Here is a 26,052-nt window from a genome sequence, read left to right as displayed (position 1 = left end):
ATTTTCGTATTTGTCCATAGCTGTTTTGGAGGATTGGTTAAAGTTAGAGCTTTATCACACTTACCTGTCTTCAATTTTCGCGTATGATAAAACGCATTAAGATAATGGCGGTACGTAAATGATTTTCGAGGAAATATATGGCTAAGCAGGACGAACAACGGCTATTGGTTAAAATCGCTACCCTTTACTATCTTGAAGGACGCAAACAGTCCGATATTGCTCAACTTCTCTCGCTTTCTCAGTCGTTTATCTCCCGCGCCATCACCCGCTGTCAGAAAGAAGGGGTGGTGAAAATCAGCGTTGTCCAGCCCTCAAATATCTTCCTGAATCTTGAAAAAGGGATCGAGGAACGTTACGGCATTAAGCAGGCCATTGTGGTTGATACCGAAGAGGATGCCAGCGACCACACCATCAAACGCGCCATTGGTTCTGCCGCAGCCCACTATCTGGAAACCAGGCTGCGCCCCAAAGATCTGGTGGGCGTTTCCTCATGGAGTTCGACTATCCGAGCGATGGTGGATGAAGTCCATACGCAGAACCTGAAGGCCGGCGGCGTAATTCAATTGTTGGGCGGCGTGGGTCCCAACGGCAACGTACAGGCCACAATTCTGACGCAGACGCTGGCACAACATCTGAATTGTGAAGCCTGGCTGCTTCCTTCGCAGAGTATCGAAGGCTCGGTTGAAGAGAAAAACCGTCTCGTTGCCAGCAAAGATGTCGCCGATGTGATTTCACGCTTTGATAATGTAGACATCGCCATTGTTGGCGTTGGGATCCTCGAACCGTCCCAATTGCTGAAAACATCAGGCAACTACTACCACGAAGATATGTTGCAGGTACTGGCAGATCGCGGCGCGGTCGGAGACATTTGCCTGCATTACTACGACAACAAGGGCCAGCCGGTATTGCAAGATGACGAAGATCCAGTGATTGGCATGGCCCTGGACAAGGTAAAAAAATGCCCGAATGTCGTGGCGCTTGCTGGCGGTACAGGCAAAGTCGCGGCAATTAAAGGGGCGTTGAACGGAGGTTATATCGACGTGCTCATTACCGACTATCCTACGGCCCGCATGCTGGTCACCTCCTGATCCTCAATTCGCTGATAGCCTTTGCACGAAAGATAAAAGCAAAGGCTGTGACTAAAATCCATATATTTCAATAGACTGAAAGGTTTCACCTCGCCTTAATTTACTCTTCTTTCTGTTATTGTCCCGTCTGTGTAAGTGTGATTCTCAGCACAATTGATGATTTTTTCTGTAGCCCAACGGAAAGATTGTGGCTAAGGTATTAAATAAATAATCACCATCGAATATATATTCAATAATTGAAAAACGATGTCACAGCCAGGCCTGATGTAGTAATGACGCGACAATGAGGGGGCTTTATCCTCCAAACCGGGACGCAATGTGACTCAGGAGATAATCTATGTGTGCAGCGAAGAAAGAGTTCATCATTGCGCTGGATGAAGGCACAACTAACGCCAAAGCGGTTGCGCTTGATGCACAGGGCAATGTGGTGGCAAAGTTTTCTCAGCCACTGGCGATTCAGACCCCTCGGGATGGCTGGGTTGAACAATCTGGCGAGGTGTTGATTGATGCTTCTATTGGTGTCATTGCCAAAGCTGTGAATCATGTTGGTGCTGAAAACGTCGCAGCACTGGCTATCAGTAATCAGCGTGAAACCGCCATAGGCTGGTATCGCCAGACTGGCAGACCGCTAAATTCCGCAATCACCTGGCAATGTACGCGCAGTGCGGCTTACTGCGAGGAACTGCGGCATGAAAATAAAGAACAACTAATAAAATCAACCACTGGTCTGCCAATCGCACCACTTTTCTCCGCATCAAAAATGCGCTGGCTACTGGAATCCGTGACCGATGGCCCACAGCTGGCTGCGCAGGGACAAATTTGCCTGGGAACGATCGACAGTTGGTTGCTATGGAATTTAACCGCTGGTGAAGCCTTCTGCTGTGACTATTCCAATGCCGCCCGCACACAGTTGCTAAACCTGCACTCTGGAGAGTGGGATGAAGCCATGCTGGCACTCTTCCACATTCCGCGCGCCGCCTTACCGGAAATAAAACCCTCCAGTGGATTATTTGGTCATACTCGTGGACTCAATGGCATCCCAGACGGCATTCCTGTGATGTCGATGGTGGGTGACTCACATGCCGCTCTGTTTGGCCATGCTCTTGGCGAAATGGGATGCGTTAAAGCAACTTACGGTACCGGGTCATCGGTGATGGCGCCGGTCAAATCAGCCCAATGTGATATTGACGCACTGGCTACCACCATCGCCTGGCACGATGGAAACAGCATCATATACGGACTGGAAGGCAATATCCCGCACACGGGTGATGCGGTGGCATGGATGGCAGACAGTACGGGTCTGAGCGAACTTTCGGATGCCGAACTGACCTACGAACTCAACACCCTTCCCGCCTCCGTTGATTCAACCCTCGGCGTTTATTTTGTGCCAGCACTGACCGGGCTTGGCGCACCGTGGTGGGATGATAGTGCCCGTGGAGTCATCTGCGGACTCAGTCGGGGAGTTAAACGAGCACATCTCATTCGTGCCGCACTTGAGTCGATTACCTATCAAATCGCCGATGTTGTAGTTGCCATGCAGCAGCACGATGATTTCAAGTTAACTGCATTAATGGTTGACGGTGGCCCCACCAAAAACGACTGGCTAATGCAATACCAGGCAGACTTGCTTGGTTATCCGGTTATGCGTAGCGATGTGCCAGAACTTTCCGCCATTGGCGCGGCATTACTGGCGCGTAAAGCGCTTTACCCTGGCTCACTGACTGATTTAAAAGCTTTTTTAACCGTACATAGCACATTTCAACCCGACATGGATCGCCATCATCGGTTGCAAAAAAGATGGCAGGAATGGCGCCATGCGGTAAACAGAACATTATGGAAACCGGCCCCGTCCGCCTGATGCCTCACCTGGGAAAACGCGCGACGTTATTTACCACATATACAGGAGGACACCGGACCATAAGAAATTCAAGCTTTACGTTGTTTCACCGTACCCGACAATAACAACACAGAGAGAACATTGTCATGAAATTACGTTTAACGCTGTTAACTGCTGCAACCCTGACTGCTTTGTCTTTTACTGCTCATGCAGCGGAAAAAGGGACAATCATGATTATGGTGAATTCACTGGATAACCCGTATTACGCCTCAGAAGCAAAAGGTGCCAGTGAAAAAGCCAAGGAACTGGGCTACAAAACCACAATTTTGTCGCACAGTGAAGATGTGAAAAAACAGAATGAATTGATTGATACGGCAATCGGCAAAAAAGTCCAGGGTATCGTTCTGGATAATGCAGATTCAACGGCCAGCGTCGCGGCAATTGAAAAAGCGAAAAAAGCTGGAATTCCCGTCATATTAATCAACCGTGAAATTCCCGTTGATGATGTTGCACTGGTGCAAATTACCCACAATAACTTCCAGGCGGGTTCCGAAGTTGCAAATATTTTCGTCGAGAAGATGGGCGAAAAAGGTAAATATGCTGAACTGACGTGTAACCTTGCGGATAATAATTGTGTTACGCGCTCCAAATCCTTCCACCAGGTTATTGATCAGTTCCCGGATATGGTTAGTGTCGCCAGACAGGATGCCAAAGGTACGCTTATCGACGGTAAACGTATTATGGACAGCATCCTACAGGCCCACCCGGACGTGAAAGGTATCATCTGCGGTAACGGTCCTGTTGCACTGGGCGCTATTGCTGCATTAAAAGCGGCGAACCGCAGCGACGTGGTAGTGGTCGGTATCGACGGCAGCAACGACGAACGTGATGCGGTGAAAGCAGGCACTCTACAGGCAACCGTCATGCTCCAGGCTCAGGCTATCGCAGCACAAGGGGTTACCGATCTGGATAACTACCTGCAAAAAGGCATAAAACCCGAAAAACAACGCGTCATGTTCCGCGGAATTCTTATCACTAAAGAAAACGCAGATAAAGTGCAGGATTTCAATATCAAGTCCTGATCCCGGGTTGTTGCGCCTCTCAGGAGGCGCAGAGGAGAACATTATGTCTAAAAAAGCCTGGCTTGCGCTGGCCTTGTTGACCGTGGGCGGATGCCGCATCGTCTCGCAGCAGGAACTTGCGGACCTCAAGTCGCCACCGAATCCACACATGGCCAATATTGATCAAACGTGGCAAAACAAAATTGTTCCGCAAATTGTCGGGCAGGCTCGTCCGGTGGCCGATTTATTAATGGCCTTGCATGCTGAAAAAGATTTTGATAGCGCCTGTAAAAATCTCGGCTACCGTTCTCAGGAAGAGAATCCCTGCATCTTTTACGTACAAGTAGAAGGAAAAATTAGCAATCTTGATACCGCCTCTCGTAGTGGAAAAATGACTATCGCCGATAATAGCGGCAACAGCATTATTGTGCAGATTGGTCCGACGCTGCGCGGCACACAATTACGCGATGCCTTTAAAGGCACAAGTTATAGTGATTTCAATGACCAGGTATTATTTGGTGAATATGGTCGAGGAATTAACGAACAAGCAATAAAGATGATCCAATCTGCGCAGCTTAAAACCGGAGAATCAGTACACGTTTATGGTGTTTTCTCTGAGTGGGAGATACCAAAATCCATCCCGGTTATTACACCAGCGAAAATTGAATCTGTAGGAGGACAATAACATGCAGCAGCAAGATATCGTCACTCCTCATTCCGTCGAATCTGAAGTTATTATCGAAACACACGATTTATCGCGTGTTTACCCTGGGGTAGTGGCATTAGATAGCGTCAACTACCGGGTATATCGGAATAAAGTAAACGTGCTGATCGGAGAAAATGGTGCTGGTAAGTCCACCATGATGAAAATGCTTGCTGGTGTCGAAAGTCCCTCTTCCGGACAAATTATTATGGATGGCATACCCGTCACATTAAATTCGACCCATCAGGCCGAAAAACTGGGTATCAGCATTATTTTTCAGGAGTTGAATTTATTCCCAAACATGAATGTCATGGATAATATTTTCATGGCTAACGAGTTCTTTCAAAAAGGGAAAATCAACGAAAAATACCAGTACGCACTGGCAAAATCCTTACTGGAAAGACTCGAGCTGGATGTTGATCCGTATACACCTCTGGAGGAACTAGGGATCGGTCATCAGCAACTGGTCGAAATTGCTCGTGCGCTCTCCAAAGATACCCGCGTTTTAATCATGGATGAACCAACCTCCGCACTCAGCCAGTCTGAGGTGAAAGTGTTGTTTAACGTCATTGAGCAACTTAAACGGCGCGGTGTCACCATCATCTATATATCTCACCGTCTGGAAGAGTTGATGGAAATTGGTGATTACATCACGATTTTCCGCGACGGTCGTTTTATCAGCGAACGCCCAGTCAATGATGCCAGTATTCCGTGGATCATTGAACAAATGGTGGGTGACAAGAAAAAACATTTTGATTATCAACCCGCACCAAAAGGTGAAACGGTTTTATCCGTACAGGGTCTCACAGCCCTTCATCCGAGCGGCGGCTATAAGCTTAATGACGTGACGTTTAGCCTCAGTAAAGGCGAAGTCATCGGAATCTATGGTCTGCTGGGCGCTGGACGCACGGAACTGTTCAAAGGTCTGGTGGGACTTATGCCCTGCCAGAGTGGGAGCGTGCAGCTTAACGGCGAATGCATTGATAAAGCCCATTTTCAGTCACGTCTTAAAAAGGGGCTGGCGTTGGTGCCTGAAGACCGTCAGGGCGAAGGCGTTGTTCAGATGATGTCGATTCAGTCCAACATGACGCTGTCTGACTTCAGCCTGCAAGGCTTTCGTCGGGCCTGGAAATGGTTAAACCCGCATAAAGAGCAGGCCAGCGTGAAGGCGATGATCCAGCAACTGGCCATCAAAGTGAGCGATCCCCAATTGCCTATCACCTCATTAAGCGGTGGTAATCAGCAAAAAGTGGTGCTGGGTAAAGCATTGATGACGCAACCGCAGGTGGTCTTCCTTGATGAACCCACCCGAGGCATTGATGTGGGTGCCAAAACCGACGTGTATCACCTTATCGGCAAAATGGCGCAGCAAGGATTGGCTGTGATGTTCTCTTCATCAGAGCTGGACGAAGTGATGGCGCTGGCGGACCGTATTCTGGTGATGGCCGATGGCCGAATAACCGCTGATGTCCCCCGTCATGCGGTCACCCGCGAGACATTAATCGCGGCTTCTACACCTCAAGATTAATCAGGCTGGAATCCATCATGAACCAGAAATATATGATTTATATGTACCTCCTGAAGGCCAGAACGTTTATCGCACTGCTGCTGGTTATCGCATTCTTTAGCGTGATGGTACCTAATTTCCTGACCACCTCTAACCTGTTGATCATGACCCAGCACGTCGCCATCACGGGCTTACTGGCAATTGGTATGACGCTGGTGATACTCACTGGCGGTATCGATCTGTCCGTCGGGGCGGTAGCGGGTATTTGCGGCATGGTTGCAGGCGCCTTGCTTACCAACGGTCTGCCCATCTGGGGTGGCAACATCATCTTCTTCAACGTACCAGAGGTCATAATCTGTGTTGCCCTCTTCGGCGTTGTCGTTGGTTTTGTCAACGGTGCCGTCATCACGCGTTTCGGCGTTGCGCCGTTTATCTGTACGCTCGGCATGATGTACGTTGCCAGAGGATCTGCTCTTCTGTTTAACGACGGCAGCACTTACCCAAATCTTAACGGCATGGACGCGCTGGGCAATACCGGTTTTGCCACGCTGGGTTCAGGTACTTTGTTGGGGATTTATCTCCCTATCTGGCTGATGATTGCCTTCCTGCTGCTGGGCTACTGGGTAACCACCAAAACCCCACTTGGCCGCTATATCTACGCGATTGGAGGGAACGAGTCCGCCGCACGTCTGGCGGGTGTCCCTATCGTAAAAGCGAAGATCTTTGTGTACGCCTTTTCCGGCCTGTGTGCCGCTTTTGTTGGGCTGATTGTGGCTTCACAACTGCAAACCGCACATCCGATGACCGGCAATATGTTTGAGATGGATGCCATTGGCGCAACTGTGCTGGGCGGAACTGCGCTCGCGGGAGGACGCGGACGCGTCTCCGGCTCCATTATCGGTGCCTTCGTAATTGTCTTCCTCGCCGATGGCATGGTGATGATGGGCGTCAGCGACTTCTGGCAGATGGTTATCAAAGGTGTGGTTATCGTCACCGCCGTTGTTGTCGATCAGTTCCAGCAAAAGCTGCAGAACAAAGTCATTCTTATGCGTCGCCATGAAGAAAAGTTGGCGGCAGCACCTTCAGTAAATACCGTATCCAGTTAAGCAGCAACATTCCGCCGGGCATCTTTTGCCCGGCCTATACAGGGGATAAAAATATGCAACGTGATTTTCATGGTAAGACAATTGTCATCACTGGTGCTTGTCGAGGGATTGGCGCAGGTATCGCCGAACGTTTTGCCCGCGACGGCGCAAACCTGGTGATGGTATCTAATGCAGAGCGCGTCCACGAAACAGCGGAACAGCTTCGTCAGCGCTATCAGGCAGATATTTTATCTTTGCAGGTGGATGTCACCAATGAGGCGCAGGTGCAATCTCTGTACGAGCAGGCCTCAGCGCGCTTCGGCACCATTGATGTCTCGATTCAAAACGCGGGTGTTATCACCATCGACTATTTCGACCGCATGCCGAAAGCCGATTTCGAAAAAGTCCTTGCCGTAAATACCACTGGCGTATGGCTCTGCTGTCGGGAAGCAGCAAAATATATGGTTAAGCAAAACCAGGGCTGTCTGATTAATACCTCTTCCGGTCAGGGACGCCAGGGTTTCATCTATACCCCACACTACGCCGCCAGCAAGATGGGCGTAATTGGTATTACGCAAAGCCTGGCGCATGAGTTGGCACCGTGGAATATCACCGTCAACGCCTTTTGCCCAGGGATAATCGAAAGCGAAATGTGGGATTACAACGATCGTGTCTGGGGCGAAATTCTCAGCACAGATGAAAAACGCTATGGCAAAGGTGAACTGATGGCGGAATGGGTTAAAGGCATCCCCATGAAACGCGCGGGCAAACCTGAGGATGTCGCCGGACTGGTCGCTTTTCTCGCCTCTGACGATGCGCGTTATCTCACCGGACAAACCATCAACATCGATGGCGGCCTGATTATGTCTTAATGCCCACCAGGGTATCTGTTAAGAGAGTCATCACTATGATTACAAAAGATTTTGCTCAACAACTGTTTAATCTTGAGGGGCGCGTCGCTTTCGTTACTGGCGCAGGTAGCGGCATCGGTCAGACTATCGCCTGCGCACTTGCCAGCGCGGGCGCGCACGTGATCTGTTTTGATTTGCGCGAAGACGGCGGGCTGAACGCGACCGTTGATGCTATCACCGCTATTGGCGCCCAGGCTGCGCTCTATACGGGCGATGTCCGCCAGCTTAGCGACCTTCGCGCCGCGGTAGCCCTGGCGAAGGAACGCTTTGGTCGTCTGGATATTGCGGTCAATGCCGCAGGCATTGCCAACGCCAACCCTGCGCTGGAAATGGAAAGCGAGCAGTGGCAGCGCGTTATCGACATTAACCTCACTGGCGTGTGGAATTCCTGTAAAGCCGAAGCCGAGCTGATGCTGGAATCCGGTGGTGGCTCGATTATTAACATCGCATCCATGTCCGGGATTATTGTTAACCGAGGCCTTGAACAAGCCCATTACAATAGCGCTAAGGCGGGGGTGATTCATCTGTCGAAAAGCCTGGCGATGGAGTGGATTGGAAAAGGAATACGCGTGAACTCCATCAGCCCGGGATATACCGCCACGCCGATGAATACTCGACCGGAAATGGTTCATCAGACGCGGGAGTTTGAAAGCCAGACGCCAATTCAGCGCATGGCAAAAGTGGAAGAGATGGCGGGCCCGGCACTCTTTCTGGCCAGCGATGCCGCTTCATTTTGCACCGGTGTAGACCTGGTTGTAGATGGCGGATTTATCTGTTGGTAAACAGCAATACGCCCGCAGCCATTGTTAGCTGCGGGCGTTAATTTATTCGCGGCTACAGGCAGCCAGCGTTTTTCGTTGCCGCCCGTGTTCATCAAAGTTCTCTGCGGCCAACCAGCGCTGTAACACGGCGTCACACTGGGGCCATTCGCTATCAATCATTGATAACCAGTCGCTGTCGCGATTACGCCCCTTGCGCACAATCTTCTGGCGAAAGCGACCTTCGAAGATAAACCCAAGGCGTTCCGCTGCCCGTCGAGAAGCGGTGTTCAGAGAATCGCATTTCCACTCCACGCGACGATAGCCCAACGCAAATGCCTGGCGTAACAGCAGCCAGATGCTTTCGGTGCCGAGAACCGTATTTTTCATACGCGGTGACCAGGTCACATGACCAATTTCGACCGAACCGTGCTCTCGTTCAATCGCCATAAAGCACACCAGTCCGACAGCTCGTCCTGAACGCTGTTCAATGACGGCATAGGGAACCAGAGATGCATCAGTAACTTTCCCCTGCACCCAGCAAACTGCGGCCTCGACGCTTGTGGGGCGAGAGCTTGCAAGCCAGGTCCAGTCGCGATCGTCCGGCGCCTGCGCGTAGGCATCAAACAGATCGGCGGCATGGCTGTCGGCATCCAGGGGAACCAGTCGACAATATTGCCCTATCAGCGTTTCCCGTGGCAGTACGGCAGCGCCATTCCAGTCCGGCACGACATCGCCGACGGTCTGCCCATAAAGATTTATTTCCGGCACGATTCAACCCCAGTAGCGAAGTAAAAAATAGTTATAACACCGGCCATTACACCTTCAAAGCGTCACAAGGGTGATTTTGACGACGAACAGAAAATCAGCAGTCCTTCTATACTGATTAAAAATCAACGCGGAAGAGAGCCTTATGCCACTACCCGATTTTCATGTTTCCGACCCTTTTACGTTAGGCATTGAACTGGAAATGCAGGTGGTCAATCCGCCAGGTTACGACCTGAGTCAGGACTCCTCCCGGCTGATTGACGCCGTAAAACCGCAGCTCACCGCCGGAGAAGTGAAGCACGATATCACCGAAAGTATGCTGGAGATGGCGACCGGAGTTTGCCGCAATATCGACCAGGCTGATGCTGAATTGTCCGCTATGCAGCAGATAATTATGCGAGTTGCTGCAGAGCATCACCTCGCCATTTGTGGCGGTGGCACACATCCATTTCAAAAATGGCAACGTCAGGAAGTCTGCGATGACGAACGCTATCGGCGCAACCTGGAAAATTTTGGCTATCTTATCCAGCAGGCGACGGTGTTTGGCCAGCATGTGCATATCGGCTGCGCAAACGGCGACGATGCAATTTACCTGCTACATGGCCTGTCGCGATTTGTTCCCCATTTTATTGCGCTCTCGGCCGCCTCACCTTATATGCAGACCTCCGACACGCGGTTTGCCTGCGCGCGACTGAATATATTCTCCGGATTTCCCGATAATGGCCCGATGCCATGGGTGAATAACTGGCAGGAATTCGAGGGGCTATTCCGTCGACTGGCTTACACCAGCATGATTGATAGCATTAAAGATTTACACTGGGATATCCGCCCCAGCCCGCACTTTGGCACGGTAGAGGTTCGGGTAATGGATACACCGCTGACCCTTGATCATGCGGTCAATATGGCAGGACTTATTCAGGCTACCGCCCACTGGTTACTCACCAAACGCCCGTTCAAACACCAGGAGCGTGATTATCTCTTGTATAAATTCAATCGTTTTCAGGCCTGTCGCTTTGGTATGGCGGGAATCGTCACCGACGTCAATACCGGCGACGGTTGCCGCCTGTCAGAAGACACATTGCGACTACTGGAGAATATCGCTACCTCTGCAGATAAAGTAGGCGCAACCAGCGCGATTGAAGCCTTACGCCTACAGGTTAAACATGGTCATGACGAAGCACAGAATATGCGTGATTTCGTGGCGGAAGGGGGATCGTTGAGTGGTCTGGTGAAAAAGCATTGTGAGATTTGGGCGGGGTTGTAAGCGTGGGATTTGCGTTGTCCGCAGAGATCCCGGACAATAGCTTTTTAACTCAAGTTTAACAATGTCATGAAACACCCGCTTGAATCACTGATGACTGTCGCAGGGATCCTGCTACTGGCTTTTTTGTCTTGCCTGCTGCTACCCGCCCCCTCACTTGGCCTGGTGCTGGCACAAAAACTCGTCGCCATTTTTCATCTGATGGATCTCAATCAGTTTTATACTTTGCTGTTTTGTCTGTGGTTTTTACTGCTGGGCGTGCTTGAATATTTGCTGCTGCGTTTTATCTGGCGGCGCTGGTTCTCGCTGGCGGATTAGGCCCGCGAGAACCCGTTGCCGTTAATGCGTTCGGCTATGATTTTCTTTGCGATAAGCTCCCGGCGGCTGGCTGAACGTACGGGTGAAAATACGCGTAAAGGTCTGCTGCGAATCGAATCCGTATTTCAAACAGATGTCGTACACTTTCTGGTCGGTATCGCGTAGATCGCGCGCCGCCAGCAGCAGCTTGCGCTCGCGGATGTAACGCCCAAGACTTTCGCCTTTGTACTGCATAAAAAGACGCTGCAGGTGCCATTTGGAATATCCCGCATGGCGTGCAATATCATCAATGCGCAATGGCTGATTCAAATTATCATCAATCCATTCAACAATCGTATCAATTACCTGAGCAGAAATCGTCATCATGCTCTCCCCTGTATTCATTGAGTCACCTGTTGCCACCAGGCCGTAAACGGTTGGTCCGGTTCGGACAGTATTACCGGTTCACCCAGCATTGGCGTCAGCAGTCGGTAATCCTGATGACGGCTGGCAAGCGCCAGTCGTTTGTAAGGATCATCCCAGGTATGTTTTGCCAGAACGAAACGGCCGGCATGCCCTGGCAACACGGCTTTCGCATGCAGATCTGCCGCGGCCTGAGCCGTCTCTTCCGGCATCATGTGAATAAACTTCCAGTCCTGGTCATACTGACCGTTCTCCATAATCGCCAAATCGACAGAGCCAAACTGCTCGCCGATGGCTTTAAAATGCGGTCCATAGCCGGAATCGCCGCTGTAATAAACGTTCTGCTCCGGCGTTTCGAACATGAAGCTCGCCCATAGCGTTTGGTTGCGTTTGATACCGCGCCCCGAGAAATGACGGGCGGGCAGCACATGAACGATCAGCGAATCCGTCACTCTGACGGACTGATTCCAGTCCCGTTCTTCGATTATCTCGCTGCGCATCCCCCAGTAACGCAGATGCGACCCGACGCCAAGCGGCGTAATCACCCGCTTAATTTTCGGCATTAGCGCCTTGATAGTGGCGAGATCCAGATGGTCATAGTGATCGTGCGAGATGATGAGCAGGTCTATCTCCGGCATCGTCTGTGCGGTCCACGGATAATCTCCGGCAAAGGCCTTGTTCAGGAACGAGAACGGTGCGGCATAATTGCTGAAAACCGGATCAATCAGGATACGTTGACCCGCCAGCTGTAAATACCACGAAGAATGGCCCAGCCAGACCAGGGAATCCTGCTGCGGCGAAAGCCCGGCGAGATCGGTCGCGACCATAGGTAACGGTTGTGCTGGTCGTGCATTTTCACGCTTAGCGACCAGAAACTCCCACCAGGCCGCCAGCATGCCTTTGTTGCCGGTATAGCCCGGTGTCGGCACCTGGTTATGAAACTGTCCATCACGATAGTGCGGTGACTGTTCAACCTGACTCAGTTGTGCCCCTTGCGGCGCCTGACCAAACCCGGCATTGAGTACAAACGGTAAACTTGCAGCTGCAGCAATAAGCATAATAACAACCACACAAACTGTGAGACGCTTCATATCCTGACCTTAAACGCGCCCCCTTTCCGCTGGTTTGCGCGACTGACTCTTGATTATGAGTGAGTAAGCACTCATTATAGAAATCGAAAGTTCTCCGTCAAGATGATTTTCAATCTTTGACATTCGCCGTTGCGGCGCAGCAAACGCCGTGATTCAATCATGTTTTTACAGACTTAAGGGTAAAGTGTAGTGGCTCGTCCGAAGAGTGAAGACAAAAAACTGGCATTACTGGAAGCTGCAACCACAGCATTTGCACAATCAGGTGTTGCGGCTTCGACCGCCGTGATAGCCCGTAATGCAGGGGTTGCGGAGGGAACGTTGTTTCGCTATTTCGCGACCAAAGATGATTTGATCAACGAGCTTTACCTCTTTTTGAAGCAAGACCTTTGTCAGTCGATGATGGCAAACCTGGATCGTTCAGTGACCGATGCCAAAACCATGACTCACTACATCTGGAACAGCTACATTAGCTGGGGCCTGAACCACACCTGCGGGCATCGCACGATTCGTCAGTTGGCCGTCAGCGAGAAAATAAGCAAGGAAACCGAACAACAGGCTGACGATATGTTCCCGGAACTGCGCGATCTTTGTCATCGTTCCGTACGACCCGAGTTTATGTCTGACGAATATCGCGCCTTTGGCGACGGGCTATTCCTTTCTCTGGCAGAAACCACCATGGAGTTCGCCGCCCGCGACGCTGCCCGCGCAAATGAATATATTTCGATGGGATTTGAAGCCATGTGGCGCGCCCTGACCCGCGAGGAACAATAATGGACGGCCAGACCCTTCCTGCCTGTGCGAAACGCCTTGCGCTCGAACTACCTTTTACCGAACACTGCTGGCCTTTCGGCCCGGAATACGATGTCTTCAAGGTTGGCGGTAAAATTTTTATGCTGGTCACGGAGCTTCGCGGACGGCCACTTATTAACCTGAAATCCGATCCGCAAAAATCACTGTTAAACCAGCAGATCTACCCCAGCATTAAGCCCGGCTATCACATGAATAAAAAGCACTGGATCTCGGTCTATCCTGGTGACGATATTACCGAGTCATTACTGGCAGAGCTGGTGAATGATTCCTGGCACCGCGTCGTCGACGGCTTGCCGAAGCGGGATCAAAAACGCCTGCGTCCAGGTTGATTTATCGCTAACCCCGATAAGTGTTTTTGCATTTTCCTGTCTTATCTTTTTCCTGCTAACCCTGTACCCTGCTGAAACAAAACGCACCCGCAGGGTATGGAAAATCACCAGGAGTAGTTATGGATATTGTTTCTGTCGCCTTAAAACGTTACTCCACTAAGGCATTTGATCCGAATAAAAAACTGACCGCTGAGCAGGCCGAAAAATTAAAAACGCTGCTGCAGTTTAGCCCGTCCAGCACCAACTCTCAGCCATGGCACTTTATTGTCGCCAGCACTGACGAAGGTAAGGCGCGTGTGGCTAAATCCGCAGCCGGCAGCTTTGTATTCAACGAACGTAAAATGCTGGATGCTTCCCACGTCGTGGTGTTCTGCGCCAAAACGGCGATGGACGATGCGTGGCTGGAACGCGTGGTGGATCAAGAAGAAAGCGATGGTCGTTTCGCCACGCCTGAAGCGAAAGCTGCAAACCACAAAGGCCGCACCTTCTTTGCCGACATGCATCGCAAAGAACTGAAAGATGACAACCACTGGATGGCAAAACAGGTGTACCTGAACGTCGGTAACTTCCTGCTGGGCGTTGCGGCGATGGGCCTGGATGCGGTGCCGATCGAAGGCTTTGATTCAGCGGTCATGGATGCAGAATTTGGCCTGAAAGAAAAAGGTTTCACCAGCGTAGTGGTGGTTCCTGTGGGTCATCACAGCGTAGAAGATTTCAACGCCGCGCTGCCGAAATCTCGTCTGCCGCTGGAAACGACGCTGACGGAAGTCTAATCCTCCGCATTTGCATAAGCTCCGCACAGCGGTCATCATAGACCGCTGTTTATTAAGGAGACATTATGCAGGAATTGATATCTCAGGTAGAAGAACTCGGCATTGAAATAAATCACACCACCTCGCTGGTGATGATTTTTGGCATTATTTTTATCACCGCCATTATTGTTCACGTTATTTTGCACTGGGTGGTATTACGCGCATTTGAAAAGCGCGCCAACGCCAGCTCCCGCCTGTGGCTACAAATCATCACGCAGAACAAGTTATTTCACCGGCTGGCATTCACCCTGCAGGGTATCATTGTCAATATACAGGCCGCACTCTGGCTACAGAAAGGCAGCGAAGCCGCAGAAATATTAGTGAACTGCGCACAGCTGTGGATCATGATGTACGCCCTGCTGTCACTGTTTTCTCTGCTGGACGTTATTCTCAATCTGTCGCAAAAACTCCCTGCCGCATCGCAATTACCGCTAAAAGGCATATTCCAGGGCATCAAACTCATCAGCGCAATTCTCGTCGGAATATTGATGATTTCCCTGCTGATTGGCCAGTCACCGGCAATACTGATAAGCGGTTTGGGTGCAATGGCCGCCGTGTTAATGCTGGTGTTTAAAGACCCTATCCTCGGTCTGGTGGCCGGAATACAGCTCTCCGCCAACGATATGTTAAAGCTTGGCGACTGGCTGGAAATGCCGAAATACGGTGCCGATGGCGCGGTCATTGATATTGGCTTAACCACCGTCAAAGTGCGCAACTGGGATAACACCATCACCACTATCCCAACCTGGTCACTGGTCTCAGACTCTTTTAAAAACTGGAGCGGAATGTCGGCTTCAGGCGGTCGGAGAATTAAACGCAGCATCAGCATTGATGCCACCAGCATCCATTTTCTTGATGAGGATGAACGTCAGCGGCTGCATAAAGCCCACCTGCTGAAACCGTATTTAACCACACGTCACCAGGAAATAGACGAGTGGAATCAGCAGTTAGATGCACCTGAATCGGTATTGAATCACCGCCGGATGACCAATATTGGCACCTTCCGCGCTTATCTGAACGAGTATTTGCGTCATCATCCGCGTATTCGCAAAGATATGACGTTAATGGTGCGCCAGCTTGCGCCGGACGATCACGGATTACCGATCGAAATTTATGCCTTTACCAATACGGTGGTCTGGCTGGAATATGAAAGTATTCAGGCTGATATCTTCGACCATATATTTGCCGTAGTCGAAGAGTTTGGCTTGCGCATTCATCAGTCGCCTACCGGAAACGATATTCGCGCACTGTCTGGCGCGTTTCAGCGATAAAGCTCAGGTACTGGCGCGTGAAATATAGCGCCAGTCCATCATCACCCTTTCCGTCTGCGCGTCAGGATTTTCTATTTTATTCAGCAATAATCCTACCGCTTTGCGGCCTATATCCCGTGAGGGCTGCTCAATGGTCGAAAGCTGTGGAGAAACCATTTCTGCCAGTTCCGTACCGTCGAAACCAACAACGGCGATATCCTGCGGGATCTGTAATCCGGCATCGAAAATAGCGCGCATCGCACCAGCGGCTAGCGTGTCCGATACGGCAAACACCGCGTCGGGTTTCACCTCTGCGGCAAGTAGTGTTTTCATCGCCGCAATTCCTGCACTGGAACTTAATTCACTGGCATATTCCACAGCCTGATATTCAAGCGACAGCGCATGCAGCGCTGCTTTATAGCCGCGTTCGCGCAAACGAGCATATTTATAACTCAGGTCATGATTGATTAAGGCAATTCGTCGGTAGCCCTTATCCACCAGGTGAGATATTACCGACTGTGCGGCGTCAACATCGTTAATCCCCACGCAGGAAACCGCGCCTTTGTCAGCATATTCCGCGCACTGAACCCAGGGCGCATCGCCAATCAGCGTAGTCAGTTCCGGTAATTTGGAGAATGCATCCATGGTGATAATGCCATCGACGATTTTCCCCGACAGGAGCTTCAACGCTGATTTTGAGCGGGCTGTATCCGAGCCGGAATTACACAGTAAAATGCGATAGCCATTCTTCTCCGCCTCCTCTTCAATGCCTTTAACAACTTCTGCACAAAAAGGATTGGCGATGTTGGAAACCATCACCAGAATCATCGAACTACGTGCCGTACGCAGCTGACGCGCCAGCAGGTTGGGCTGATAATTGCTTTCTTTAATAGCCTGTAGCACGCGCTCACGATTTTTGGCTTTGACGGTATCACTGTGATTCAGTACACGCGATACCGTCGCCACCGACACACCGGCAAGCTGGGCGATTTTTTGAATAGACATAACGACGACACATCCTGCGGTTTACGCTTTGCGTTGAGGCTACCATAAAATCGCCGACTGGCGAACCGGATGCGTGTTTAGCGCTGTACTGATATCCAACGCTGCTGCTGATGGCTTTTTATAATTGCATCAATAATATACATCACATCCGCACCGTCAGAAAAAGACGCAAATCGACGCTCCGCCGTCGCGGGCATTTTGCCTGCCAACACCGCCTGATAAAACTGCTGCATCATATTCTTGAACGCATCCGGCCAGCCCTCAATATGCCCGCCCGGAAAGTGCGCACTGGCAGCAACATCCGCATTCATCAATCCTGGGTCGTCCGTCAGGATCTGGTTCGCCTGCTGACGGTGCCCGACCCAAAGCTGTTGCGGCGTTTCCTGATCCCAGTGCAGTGAACAGTGGCTACCGTTAATTTCAAAGCTCAGGTGATTCTTGCGCCCGGCACTCACCTGCGAAACGCTAAAGCAGCCTTTGCTGCCATCATCAAAACGTACCAGCACCGACCCACGATCTTCTGTCGTAACCGCTTTATCCTCAAATTGCACATCAGCCGTTTGCTGGCCAAACGTAGCGTTACTGGCAATGCTGGCTTTACGTACCGGCCAGACGATAGCCAAATCGGCCATCACCTCGACAATACGTTTTCCAGTCACGAATTGCACCGTATCACACCAGTGCGAACCGATATCCGCTACCGCCCGTGAATCGCCGCCCTGTGCGGCATCGACCCGCCAGTTGTAGTCAGTCTCCAGCAGCATCCAGTCCTGCAGATAGCTCCCCTGTACGGCAAACAGACTGCCCACGCTGCCGCTTCTGACCATACTGGCCGCCTGCTGCACCATTGCAAACTGGCGATAGACAAAGCTCACGCCGTGCACCACTCCAGCCTGCTGTGCCAGCGTTTCCAGTTCACGAGCCTCATCCGGCGTCATACACAGCGGCTTTTCTGAAAACACGTGCATACCCGCGCGTAAAATCTGCCGATTGATGTCGGCATGCAGATGATTCGGTGTACAGTTATGCACTACCTGTAGTCCGGGATGCGCCAGCAGCGCTTCAACGCTGCCGTACGCATGAGGAATATGAAGAGCATCTGCGCGTTCCTGGGCAACCGCCAGCGAGCTATCACAGAGCGCCACCACGTTCACACCGCCGAGTCGACGCAACGCCTCAATATGTGCAGGCCCAATAAATCCGCTGCCAATAATGCCAACCTGTATCATTTGCGTACCTCATCGCCAGCGGCGAAATCATCAAATGCACGAGCAGAAACCGGAATAACATGGCGGCGTATAAAATCACTCCCCTCACGCGCCCCGGTTTGCGCGTCTTTCAGGCAACACTCCCATTCCAGCACCGCCCAGCCAGGGAAATCATATTGTGTGAGCTTGCTGAAGATCGTTTTGAAATCGACCTGCCCGTCCCCCAAAGAACGGAAGCGCCCGGCGCGATCGAGCCACGGCTGATAACCGCCATAGACACCGCTGCGGCTACTGGCGTGGTACTCAGCGTCCTTGACGTGGAACGCTTTAATACGCGAGTGATAGACATCGATAAACCCAAGATAATCCATCTGCTGCAATAACAGATGGCTCGGGTCATAGAGAATGTTGCAGCGAGGATGATTATCAACCAGCGCAAGAAAACGCTCGAACGTCACGCCATCGTGCAGATCTTCGCCTGGATGGATCTCAAAGCAAACATCCACCCCATGGTGATCAAAGCGATCGAGTATCGGTCTCCAGCGGCGCGCCAGCTCCAGAAAAGCCTCTTCAAAGCGCTGACGATTATGCGGTGGCCACGGATAAAAGAAAGGCCAGGCAAGCGAACCTGAAAACGTGGCATGTGCCGTCAGCCCCAGTCTTTGCGAAGCCGCAGCGGCCTGGTGTAAGGTTTCGATGGCCCATGCCTGTCTGGCCTGCGGATTAGCGCGTACAGACGGCGGAGCAAATCCGTCAAAAGCGTCATCGTAAGCCGGATGGACGGCAACCAGTTGACCTTCAAGATGGGTAGCTAATTCGCTAATCACTAACCCATATCCGGCCAGCATCCCGCGAATATCATCACAATAGGCCTGACTTACAGCAGCTTGTTCGACATCAAACAGCGACTTGTGATTACACGGGATTTGTAATGCCTTATAGCCCAGCTCCGCCGCCCATTTTGCCACGCCTTCCAGGGTGTTAAATGGCGGGCGATCCCCGATAAATTGCGCCAGAAAAATGCCAGGCCCCTTGATGGTTTTCATAACCCCTCCTGAAAATTACGCCTGCTCTTTGTCGTCATACTTGAAAGAGAAAAGGAAAATCACGGCAATCACTGCGGCAGCGACTGCCGGGATCCACCAGAATGTGGTCCACGCCTGAGGCACGGTTTGCCCCGCCACCAGCCGGTTGTAAAGTGCGCCTGAAATTTGCGAGCCCAGCAGCATACCGATCCCATAGGTAAACATGACGATCATGCTTTGCGCCTGACCTTTTACTTTTTCCCCGGCGATACGATCGGTGTAAATAAAGCCGACCACGAAGAAGAAGTCGTAGCACACGCCGTGCAGCAGAATACCGAGATACAGCAGGAATCGGCCCTCTTCGCTGATGCCGAGGGCAAAGAAGGCATAACGCACGAACCAGGCGCACATCCCGATTAACAGCATGTATTTCACGCCCAAACGTCTGAACAGGAACGGGATCACCAGCATGAAGAATATTTCAGACATCTGACCAAACGACATCGCCGTACTGACGTCGCCGACGCCCGCATCAGCAAGAAACGACGCGGTATACGCGTAATAGGTTCCCAACGGTACAGAGATAAGCGTCGCGCAGAGCGAGAAGACAAAAAAGTGACGGACCTTGAGTAAAGCAAAAGCATCCGCACAAAACAGATCGCGAACTTTTACCGGCAATCCTTTCGCCGGTGCTGGCGTGTTGGGCAGCGTCAGGCTGTAGAGTGCCAGAATCACAGAGATAATCGCCGCCAGCGTAAAGATGCCGGTGGTGTCCGAAATCCCGGTTACACCGATAAAGATCCCCGCGACAATCCAGCCAATGGTGCCAAACACCCGTACCACCGGGAAGGTTTTGTCCTTATCCGACAGGCTATGAAAAGCAATATTGTTGGTAAGCGCCAGCGTTGGCATGTAGCACAACGTGTAGCCAAACAGCAGACCAATCAACAGTGCACCGTTTTGCGCCACCAATGCCTGCGGAACAAACCACAGGATTGCCGCGCCAGCAAGGTGCATCACCGCCATCACCTTTTGCGAGGCAAAAAAGCGGTCTACCAGCATCCCTAAGACGAATGGCGACAGAATAGAGGCAATGGGCCCGGCTGAAAACGCATCGCCAATCAACAGCGACATGTTGTGCTGGCTCATCACCAGCCCCAGCGTGACGGACCAACTTCCCCAGATAAAGAACTGTAAGAACATCATTAGCGACAGCCGGGGCACCAGCAGCCGGTACTGTACGCTCTGTTTTCCACTACTTTCGGTTGTTGACACCATTTTTTGCCCCATCCTTAAAAAGTAATCGATTACAAAATAGATTCAATAGAAAAGTAATCGATTACAAAATAAAGATCCTGTCAGCAGCAGCAAAATTGCGAGAACGGTCACGATAAACGTTGAGTGAGGATCCGATCCCATCCTGACGATGGGATCGGTAATAACAAGATCGGTAGAAACTTAGCGGGACTTACGACGCAGCAGTTTGAAGGCAACAAACAGGAACAGGATCCACACCGGTAGCAGGATAGCTGACAGGCGCATCTCATCCATCGTACACATCAGCACCAGAATCATGCCAAGGAATGCAATACACAGGTAGTTCCCTGCCGGATACAGCAGCGCTTTAAACTGCGTGTCACGTCCCTTACGACGCATCGCCGCCCGGAATCGCAGATGTGCCAGGCAGATCATAATCCAGTTCAGCAGCAGCGTCGCCACCACCAGCGCCATCAGCAGGCTAAAGGCCTTTTGCGGCAGCACATAGTTGATGAGTACCACCAGCGACGTAATAGCACCGGAAAGGATCAGTGAGTTCACCGGTACGCCGCGATGGCTGACGCGGGTTAAGAACTTCGGCGCGTTACCCTGAACCGAAAGACCAAACAGCATGCGGCTGTTAGAGTAGACGCCACTGTTATACACCGACAGCGAAGCCACCAAGATGACAAAGTTCAGCGCAGAAGCCACTACGTTGCTGTCGAGATTATGGAAAATCATTACGAACGGGCTGCTGTTGGATTTCACTTCCACCCACGGGTACAGCGCCAACAGCACCACCAGAGAACCGATATAAAACAGCAGAATACGGTACACCACCTGGTTTACCGCCTTTGGAATGCTTTTCTGCGGATCCTGCGCTTCCGCGGCAGTAATCCCGATAAGCTCCAGCCCACCAAAGGAGAACATAATCACTGCCAGCGACAGAATTAATCCGTTCCAGCCGGTAGCAAAAAAGCCGTTGTAACGCCACAAGTTATCGATGCTTGCATGTTCCCCGCCGTTACCGGAAAACAGCATCCACACGCCAAAACCAATCATGCCGATAATGGCCAGTACTTTAATCAGCGCAAACCAGAATTCCGTTTCGCCATACAGACGTACGTTGACCAGATTGACGGCGTTGATGATCACGAAGAATGCCGCGGCCCAAATCCAGGTTGGAACATCGGGCAACCAGTACTGCATGTAGATCCCTGCCGCTGTCAGTTCTGCCATGCCGACCAGCACAAACATCACCCAGTAGTTCCAGCCGGACAGAAAACCCGCGAACGGTCCCCAGTATTTATAGGCAAAATGGGCAAACGATCCGGAAACGGGTTCTTCGACCACCATTTCGCCCAGTTGACGCATAATCAAAAAAGCGATGATCCCTGCAACGCCGTAACCCAGTAACACCGCAGGTCCCGCCATCTGAATAGCCGGGCCAATGCCCAAAAACAGGCCGGTACCAATTGCGCCGCCCAGCGCAATTAACTGAATATGGCGGTTTTGCAACCCTCGTTGAAGCGTCGGCTCGTTCGTCGACGCGGCATCAGACACGCTGGTGTCAGATGCAGTTGACGCGTTTTTCACGCCCTTCCCCTGTGTGGTTTTTATTGAAGGGGCTTCTTTTAACATTTCAACCTGGTTGTCGCAAGGCGCAATCGATTGGATACGCCGGGCTTCCTTGCCCAACGCACCGAGGCTCGGGAGAAAAACAATAGAAAGAAGGCGAGCTGTTATTGTTTATTCAGGTCAATACGTACCACGTTATCTGGCGCAGATGTAGAGTGGTCTTTATTAAATTTCTGTTTCACGGTGACAAACAGGGTTTGCCCATCCGCCGAGAGCAGCAAGCTGTTAGGGTTTGGTGGTAAATCCCAGCTTTTCTTCACGCTGTAATCGGTCGCATTCAGGCTGAGCAATTTCCCTGAATCACGCTGGGTAATATAGATTTCGTTGCGTTTTGCGTTAAATTTCACCGCCAGCGAATCACCCACATCCAATTTTTTCAGCAGCTTACCAGTATGGATATCCAGCACCAGGGTAGTCTTCGCTTTCGAGTTGTCGGTGACAAACAGGCGACCCGTTTGTGCGTCCTCCGTCATATTCAGCAACAGCGCAGGTTGTTCTCCCAGCGGTTGCCAGCGTTTTTCTACGCGCTGATTACGCGGGTTGATAACAAGAATTTCACCGCCGCCGTTAGCTGCATAAATTCGCTGCGTCACTTCTGAATAATGCAGTCCGGTCATCCATTTACCCGTATTTTTAATGCGGGTTTTTAGCTTCAGGGTTTCAGCGTCAACCACCCAAATCACCGCCGGATCCGCCACGGCACCAATATAGAGCAAACCGTTATGCAGCAGCACCTGGCGCGCACCATACGGGAAACCTTCTGGGTTACGTTCCGGGAACAGTACGCGATTTTTCACTTGCCGTCAGCGGTATTCAGCGCGCTCAGGCCACCATCCAGTGAGTTGGTGACATACACTGTTTTACCGTCCGGCGAGATAGCCATACCAAAGTTTTTCATATCGGTATGACTCAAGCCGAGCGTTTTAAGCGTTTTTGGATCCAGCTTGTAAACCACGCCGCCCTGCACATCTTTAAATCCTTCGGCGCTGGCAACGTACAACGCATCCCCTGCCGGGCTAAGCGCCATTTCATATAACCCATCCGCCAGCGCGCGTTGTTGCACATCACTGACGGCAGGTTGCGCTGTTTTTTCCGTAACGCTGGCGTTGCTGGCTGGCGTGGTATGCGCCGCACAACCGCTTAACGCCGCAGCAATCAGCAATGCCAGCGCGGATGTTGTTTTTTTCATTGTCGGGATCCTTACCAGAAGTAATACAGGGAGTTAATAACAAAAGAGAATGAGAACTATACGCATTATCTTTACTGAATCAAGAATAATTACCCGAGAGTAAAAAACATGAAACAGAGGTTTGAAGATGCAGACAGGTGCGCGCGACTTCCGGTTTTTCATAATTACAGTGAATTATTCTGGACGAAAAGGCATCGCAGGCCACAGAATGCGCTTTACTGTTTTTCTAACATTTTCAAACGGGTGAACCTGTTGTACTTCAGCCACTCGTTTTTTAGCCAGGCCAGGCAACGACTGTCATGAATAAGATCATCAAACGACTGGAAATCGTCAAAAGCGCTATTGAACTGGAAGATGAGGAGATTATTTTCCAGCAGGTGGCGCATCTTAAAAATGAGCCTTTGTCAGTCGTACTTGGCACCATTGTGCAGGCGATCGAAGAACGACGCTTTGGTGATGCCCTGCGTGAAATCTCGGCCTGGCTGCAATCTCAACGGGCAGTCTCTACGTGGCAGGATCCCGCCATTGCCGCCAGTAAGCTGGAACTCAAAGCTCTCGAAACACAGCTGCGTGACCTGATCGATAAGCGCAACACGCGCATTCAAATCCTCGATGATTTCAACGATCTGTATCACCTTCGTCTTGGACCGCTGATGAGCCGCATTCTCGAACTGCGTAAACAGCTCGCCGCCAGTGCCCAGCGCAAACAGGAAGCGGAGCGAAAACGCCGGGAAAAAGACTATCAATCCTGTCAGCACTATATTTCCCAGGCTGTTGATCAACTGGCCAGGCTCAAGCAGCACTGGATGAACCAGAATTCAGATTCGCGCGAATCGGTGGAAACACGCCAACGTATTCAGCAGCAAACTGAACTGATTACCGCCCTGCTGGCGGAGATTCGTGAGCTGGAAAACGACTTTTCTCGCCAGGACGACAGCGCAACCCGTCAGGCACAGGAAAAGGCCAGCCATGAATATGATGAATATCAGGAGCAGCAGCAGGATGCACAGCATCGTTTTAGCCGTGACCAGCGGCTTTCCTCTGATGAACGTAATGAGTTAAAACGCCTGTGGCGTCAGGCAAGCCGTCTTTGCCACCCGGACGTGGTAGCCGATGATCTGAAAGAGAAAGCGCATCAGATGATGGTGCAGCTTAACCAGGCGCGCCAAAATGCCGATCTTGCCACCGTCCGGGCGCTACTGACTCAATTGCAAAGCGGCCTCGAACCGATGATGGCCAGTGACCGATTGAACGATTTGCAGCATTTACGCAGCAAAATACAGCAGCTCAGAGAACAAATTAACGCGCTGCTCAAAGAGATTACCGAACTGGAAGCCGAAAACGCCTGGCGGCTTGCCACCTCCGTGACTGATAAAGAAGCCTACTTCTCCGATCAACAACGGGCGCTTACGGAAATCCGCAATACGCTGGAACAGCAGGTGCATCAGGTTGAACAGGAACTGTTGGCGGGCTAAGCCCTATCAGCAATAGCAATCAGAAAAAATAACCTCTTCAAGTGAGTTTTTAAAATTAAGCACAAAAAGCCAAAAATAGGATAATTCCCTAAAAAATTCACAACACTAAGAATTATCAACCTGAATACTCGAGTTTCAGGTCGATAACTGCAAATTTAGCGATATTTCTCTCTTCCCCTCGACGCGCCTTCTCTTTGTCCTGGTCTTGATTAAGAATTCTCCTACCAACCAGTAAGCCCATTAAGAAAAACGGGTATCCATCTGAAATATAATGTTTTTCATATAAATCCCCTCCAAAACAGATAGGAATACCCTGTCTTTATAGAAACCACTCAATCATTATTCATGCGATTCATAAGCGAAATCTATCAATCATTTACGCAGAGCTGAAATAAACGATTTATCTTAAATTTTAACAAAGTGTAATATCTACTTTAAGAATAGTTAATGATTCTAATAAATACAGAGAATATCTGTTTAATCTGGAATTAATAAGGATACGTTCACAGCACAGAACGTAATACGAGATTTAATTAACATTTCACGCGTCGCAAGAAACTCTTTTTTAACCTACAAAAAGAGGCGGCTGCTTGCACCAAAATTTCAAGGAGATCGTTATGTCAAAGGCTATTTTTTTGGGTGACTCAATTTACCCTTGGCTAGGCATGCGAGAAATCCTACGTGGCTCATCATTATATATTGATATCGCGTATTACTCCTCCCAGACGCTCTCTGCTGTCAAAATGCTTCCTTATGAAACGGATTGCATCATCATTAATCCTGACAAATCAGATTTTTTAAAATATGCCAGGATTATCCGCAACATGGCTTTACGACCTGTCACCAAAATTATTGTTTTGGCAGATGAAGCTACTTTTACTCTTTTTCAAACCGTTTGTGGGAAGAACATGCTGTTTCTTGATCAAGATGCCAGTCTTGATCGGCTACACCATGCCGTTACACGTATCACCAAAAACAATAACCAACAAAATATCAAAGCATTACACAACAAGATCACAGCAAACGAATTCAACGTAATGATGATGCTTGCCCGAGGATGGTCACTGACACAAATCGCCGGGGCATCACAAAAAAGTGAAAAAACCATCGGGGCGTACAAAAGCAATATTGCCAGAAAACTCGGCAAAAATAACACCCGGCTCAAGTACACCATTTCTCACTATAGCCAGCCGTAACTGACTTATTTAAGGACAATTATCACGGTTATTATTTAAAAAAAGTTTTCTTTCGACTCGCTTTTTAA

24 protein-coding genes and 1 pseudogene are annotated in these 26,052 nt (G+C 50.6%); 16 read left to right on the top strand and 9 right to left on the bottom strand.

All coding sequences use genetic code 11. From position 1 onward, the window contains the following. Positions 1 to 137: 137 nt before the first annotated feature. The 8 genes from OGX97_RS16720 to OGX97_RS16685 all read left to right on the top strand — a co-directional run bounded on the left by OGX97_RS16720 (position 138) and on the right by OGX97_RS16685 (position 8,974). Complete coding sequence (locus OGX97_RS16720) at positions 138 to 1,088, top strand: sugar-binding transcriptional regulator (RefSeq protein ID WP_235124787.1); 951 nt, start codon at positions 138 to 140, stop codon at positions 1,086 to 1,088. A gap of 337 nt (positions 1,089 to 1,425) precedes the next feature. Further along, positions 1,426 to 2,946 (top strand): FGGY family carbohydrate kinase, encoded by a 1,521-nt coding sequence (locus tag OGX97_RS16715; RefSeq protein ID WP_003831175.1) that lies wholly within the window; start codon positions 1,426 to 1,428, stop codon positions 2,944 to 2,946. Between the two features lie 125 nt (positions 2,947 to 3,071). Beyond that, positions 3,072 to 4,007, top strand: a complete 936-nt coding sequence (locus OGX97_RS16710; RefSeq protein WP_003831174.1) for a D-ribose ABC transporter substrate-binding protein — start codon at positions 3,072 to 3,074, stop codon at positions 4,005 to 4,007. Between the two features lie 43 nt (positions 4,008 to 4,050). After that, positions 4,051 to 4,671: a DUF2291 family protein gene (locus OGX97_RS16705; protein WP_279850425.1), complete on the top strand. Its 621-nt coding sequence runs from the start codon at positions 4,051 to 4,053 to the stop codon at positions 4,669 to 4,671. Between the two features lies 1 nt (position 4,672). Continuing rightward, complete coding sequence (locus OGX97_RS16700) at positions 4,673 to 6,217, top strand: sugar ABC transporter ATP-binding protein (RefSeq protein ID WP_008784047.1); 1,545 nt, start codon at positions 4,673 to 4,675, stop codon at positions 6,215 to 6,217. A gap of 17 nt (positions 6,218 to 6,234) precedes the next feature. Beyond that, complete coding sequence (locus OGX97_RS16695; RefSeq protein ID WP_003831171.1) at positions 6,235 to 7,302, top strand: ABC transporter permease; 1,068 nt, start codon at positions 6,235 to 6,237, stop codon at positions 7,300 to 7,302. Positions 7,303 to 7,355: 53 nt separating this feature from the next. After that, complete coding sequence (locus OGX97_RS16690) at positions 7,356 to 8,153, top strand: SDR family oxidoreductase (protein WP_235124793.1); 798 nt, start codon at positions 7,356 to 7,358, stop codon at positions 8,151 to 8,153. A 35-nt stretch (positions 8,154 to 8,188) separates the two neighbouring features. Beyond that, positions 8,189 to 8,974 carry an SDR family oxidoreductase gene (locus OGX97_RS16685; RefSeq protein WP_003831169.1) on the top strand — a complete coding sequence of 262 codons (786 nt, stop codon included), beginning with the start codon at positions 8,189 to 8,191 and terminating at the stop codon, positions 8,972 to 8,974. Positions 8,975 to 9,016: 42 nt separating this feature from the next. Here OGX97_RS16685 and OGX97_RS16680 read toward each other — a convergent pair whose 3' ends face one another. Further along, entirely contained in the window at positions 9,017 to 9,721 is a 705-nt protein-coding gene (locus OGX97_RS16680; protein WP_008784046.1) for a GNAT family N-acetyltransferase, read from the bottom strand. Between the two features lie 142 nt (positions 9,722 to 9,863). Here OGX97_RS16680 and OGX97_RS16675 point away from each other — a divergent pair, with 142 nt between their 5' ends. Continuing rightward, on the top strand, positions 9,864 to 10,982 hold the full coding sequence (locus OGX97_RS16675) for a YbdK family carboxylate-amine ligase (protein ID WP_048226155.1): 1,119 nt from the start codon (positions 9,864 to 9,866) through the stop codon (positions 10,980 to 10,982). Between the two features lie 66 nt (positions 10,983 to 11,048). Further along, positions 11,049 to 11,297: a DUF1158 family protein gene (locus OGX97_RS16670; protein ID WP_048214732.1), complete on the top strand. Its 249-nt coding sequence runs from the start codon at positions 11,049 to 11,051 to the stop codon at positions 11,295 to 11,297. Between the two features lie 21 nt (positions 11,298 to 11,318). Here the strand turns inward: OGX97_RS16670 and OGX97_RS16665 are convergent, their stop codons facing one another. Both OGX97_RS16665 and OGX97_RS16660 read right to left on the bottom strand, forming a co-directional pair. After that, positions 11,319 to 11,660, bottom strand: a complete 342-nt coding sequence (locus tag OGX97_RS16665; protein ID WP_003021996.1) for a RamA family antibiotic efflux transcriptional regulator — start codon at positions 11,658 to 11,660, stop codon at positions 11,319 to 11,321. 17 nt (positions 11,661 to 11,677) lie between these two features. Then, positions 11,678 to 12,790: an MBL fold metallo-hydrolase gene (locus tag OGX97_RS16660; RefSeq protein ID WP_279850423.1), complete on the bottom strand. Its 1,113-nt coding sequence runs from the start codon at positions 12,788 to 12,790 to the stop codon at positions 11,678 to 11,680. A gap of 189 nt (positions 12,791 to 12,979) precedes the next feature. Here OGX97_RS16660 and OGX97_RS16655 point away from each other — a divergent pair, with 189 nt between their 5' ends. The 4 genes from OGX97_RS16655 to OGX97_RS16640 all read left to right on the top strand — a co-directional run bounded on the left by OGX97_RS16655 (position 12,980) and on the right by OGX97_RS16640 (position 16,012). Continuing rightward, on the top strand, positions 12,980 to 13,561 hold the full coding sequence (locus OGX97_RS16655; protein ID WP_071445801.1) for a TetR/AcrR family transcriptional regulator: 582 nt from the start codon (positions 12,980 to 12,982) through the stop codon (positions 13,559 to 13,561). Further along, the gene (locus OGX97_RS16650; protein ID WP_008784040.1) at positions 13,561 to 13,929 is read left to right on the top strand and encodes an MmcQ/YjbR family DNA-binding protein; all 369 of its coding nucleotides are present in this window, start codon (positions 13,561 to 13,563) and stop codon (positions 13,927 to 13,929) included. Before OGX97_RS16655 ends, OGX97_RS16650 begins: the two co-directional genes overlap by 1 nt. Before the next feature lie 119 nt (positions 13,930 to 14,048). Further along, positions 14,049 to 14,702: an oxygen-insensitive NAD(P)H nitroreductase gene (nfsB, locus tag OGX97_RS16645; RefSeq protein WP_136391610.1), complete on the top strand. Its 654-nt coding sequence runs from the start codon at positions 14,049 to 14,051 to the stop codon at positions 14,700 to 14,702. A gap of 65 nt (positions 14,703 to 14,767) precedes the next feature. Continuing rightward, positions 14,768 to 16,012: a mechanosensitive ion channel family protein gene (locus OGX97_RS16640; RefSeq protein ID WP_153753592.1), complete on the top strand. Its 1,245-nt coding sequence runs from the start codon at positions 14,768 to 14,770 to the stop codon at positions 16,010 to 16,012. 3 nt (positions 16,013 to 16,015) lie between these two features. Here the strand turns inward: OGX97_RS16640 and OGX97_RS16635 are convergent, their stop codons facing one another. The 6 genes and pseudogenes from OGX97_RS16635 to OGX97_RS16610 all read right to left on the bottom strand — a co-directional run bounded on the left by OGX97_RS16635 (position 16,016) and on the right by OGX97_RS16610 (position 23,313). Continuing rightward, positions 16,016 to 16,996: a LacI family DNA-binding transcriptional regulator gene (locus tag OGX97_RS16635; protein WP_003831159.1), complete on the bottom strand. Its 981-nt coding sequence runs from the start codon at positions 16,994 to 16,996 to the stop codon at positions 16,016 to 16,018. Between the two features lie 77 nt (positions 16,997 to 17,073). Beyond that, positions 17,074 to 18,225: a Gfo/Idh/MocA family protein gene (locus OGX97_RS16630; RefSeq protein WP_111465954.1), complete on the bottom strand. Its 1,152-nt coding sequence runs from the start codon at positions 18,223 to 18,225 to the stop codon at positions 17,074 to 17,076. Continuing rightward, positions 18,222 to 19,250 carry a sugar phosphate isomerase/epimerase family protein gene (locus OGX97_RS16625; protein ID WP_279850417.1) on the bottom strand — a complete coding sequence of 343 codons (1,029 nt, stop codon included), beginning with the start codon at positions 19,248 to 19,250 and terminating at the stop codon, positions 18,222 to 18,224. Before OGX97_RS16625 ends, OGX97_RS16630 begins: the two co-directional genes overlap by 4 nt. A 15-nt stretch (positions 19,251 to 19,265) precedes the next feature. Continuing rightward, on the bottom strand, positions 19,266 to 20,507 hold the full coding sequence (locus OGX97_RS16620) for an MFS transporter (RefSeq protein WP_003835691.1): 1,242 nt from the start codon (positions 20,505 to 20,507) through the stop codon (positions 19,266 to 19,268). A gap of 180 nt (positions 20,508 to 20,687) precedes the next feature. Then, the gene (gene pheP / locus OGX97_RS16615; RefSeq protein ID WP_258735503.1) at positions 20,688 to 22,082 is read right to left on the bottom strand and encodes a phenylalanine transporter; all 1,395 of its coding nucleotides are present in this window, start codon (positions 22,080 to 22,082) and stop codon (positions 20,688 to 20,690) included. 146 nt (positions 22,083 to 22,228) lie between these two features. Then, positions 22,229 to 23,313: pseudogene (locus OGX97_RS16610) on the bottom strand (YncE family protein). 299 nt (positions 23,314 to 23,612) lie between these two features. Between OGX97_RS16610 and OGX97_RS16605 the strand changes: the two are divergent. Both OGX97_RS16605 and OGX97_RS16600 read left to right on the top strand, forming a co-directional pair. Next, entirely contained in the window at positions 23,613 to 24,788 is a 1,176-nt protein-coding gene (locus OGX97_RS16605; RefSeq protein ID WP_286592624.1) for a DnaJ family molecular chaperone, read from the top strand. Positions 24,789 to 25,405: 617 nt separating this feature from the next. After that, entirely contained in the window at positions 25,406 to 25,984 is a 579-nt protein-coding gene (locus OGX97_RS16600) for a helix-turn-helix transcriptional regulator (protein WP_008784033.1), read from the top strand. Positions 25,985 to 26,052 lie beyond the last annotated feature (68 nt).

Origin of the sequence: Citrobacter sp. Cpo061 (genome assembly GCF_030332845.1) — a bacterium.
Classification (GTDB): Bacteria; Pseudomonadota; Gammaproteobacteria; order Enterobacterales; family Enterobacteriaceae; genus Citrobacter; species Citrobacter portucalensis.
The sequence above is the reverse complement of the archived record's forward strand: the minus strand, read 5'-3'. Positions and strand labels throughout refer to the sequence as shown.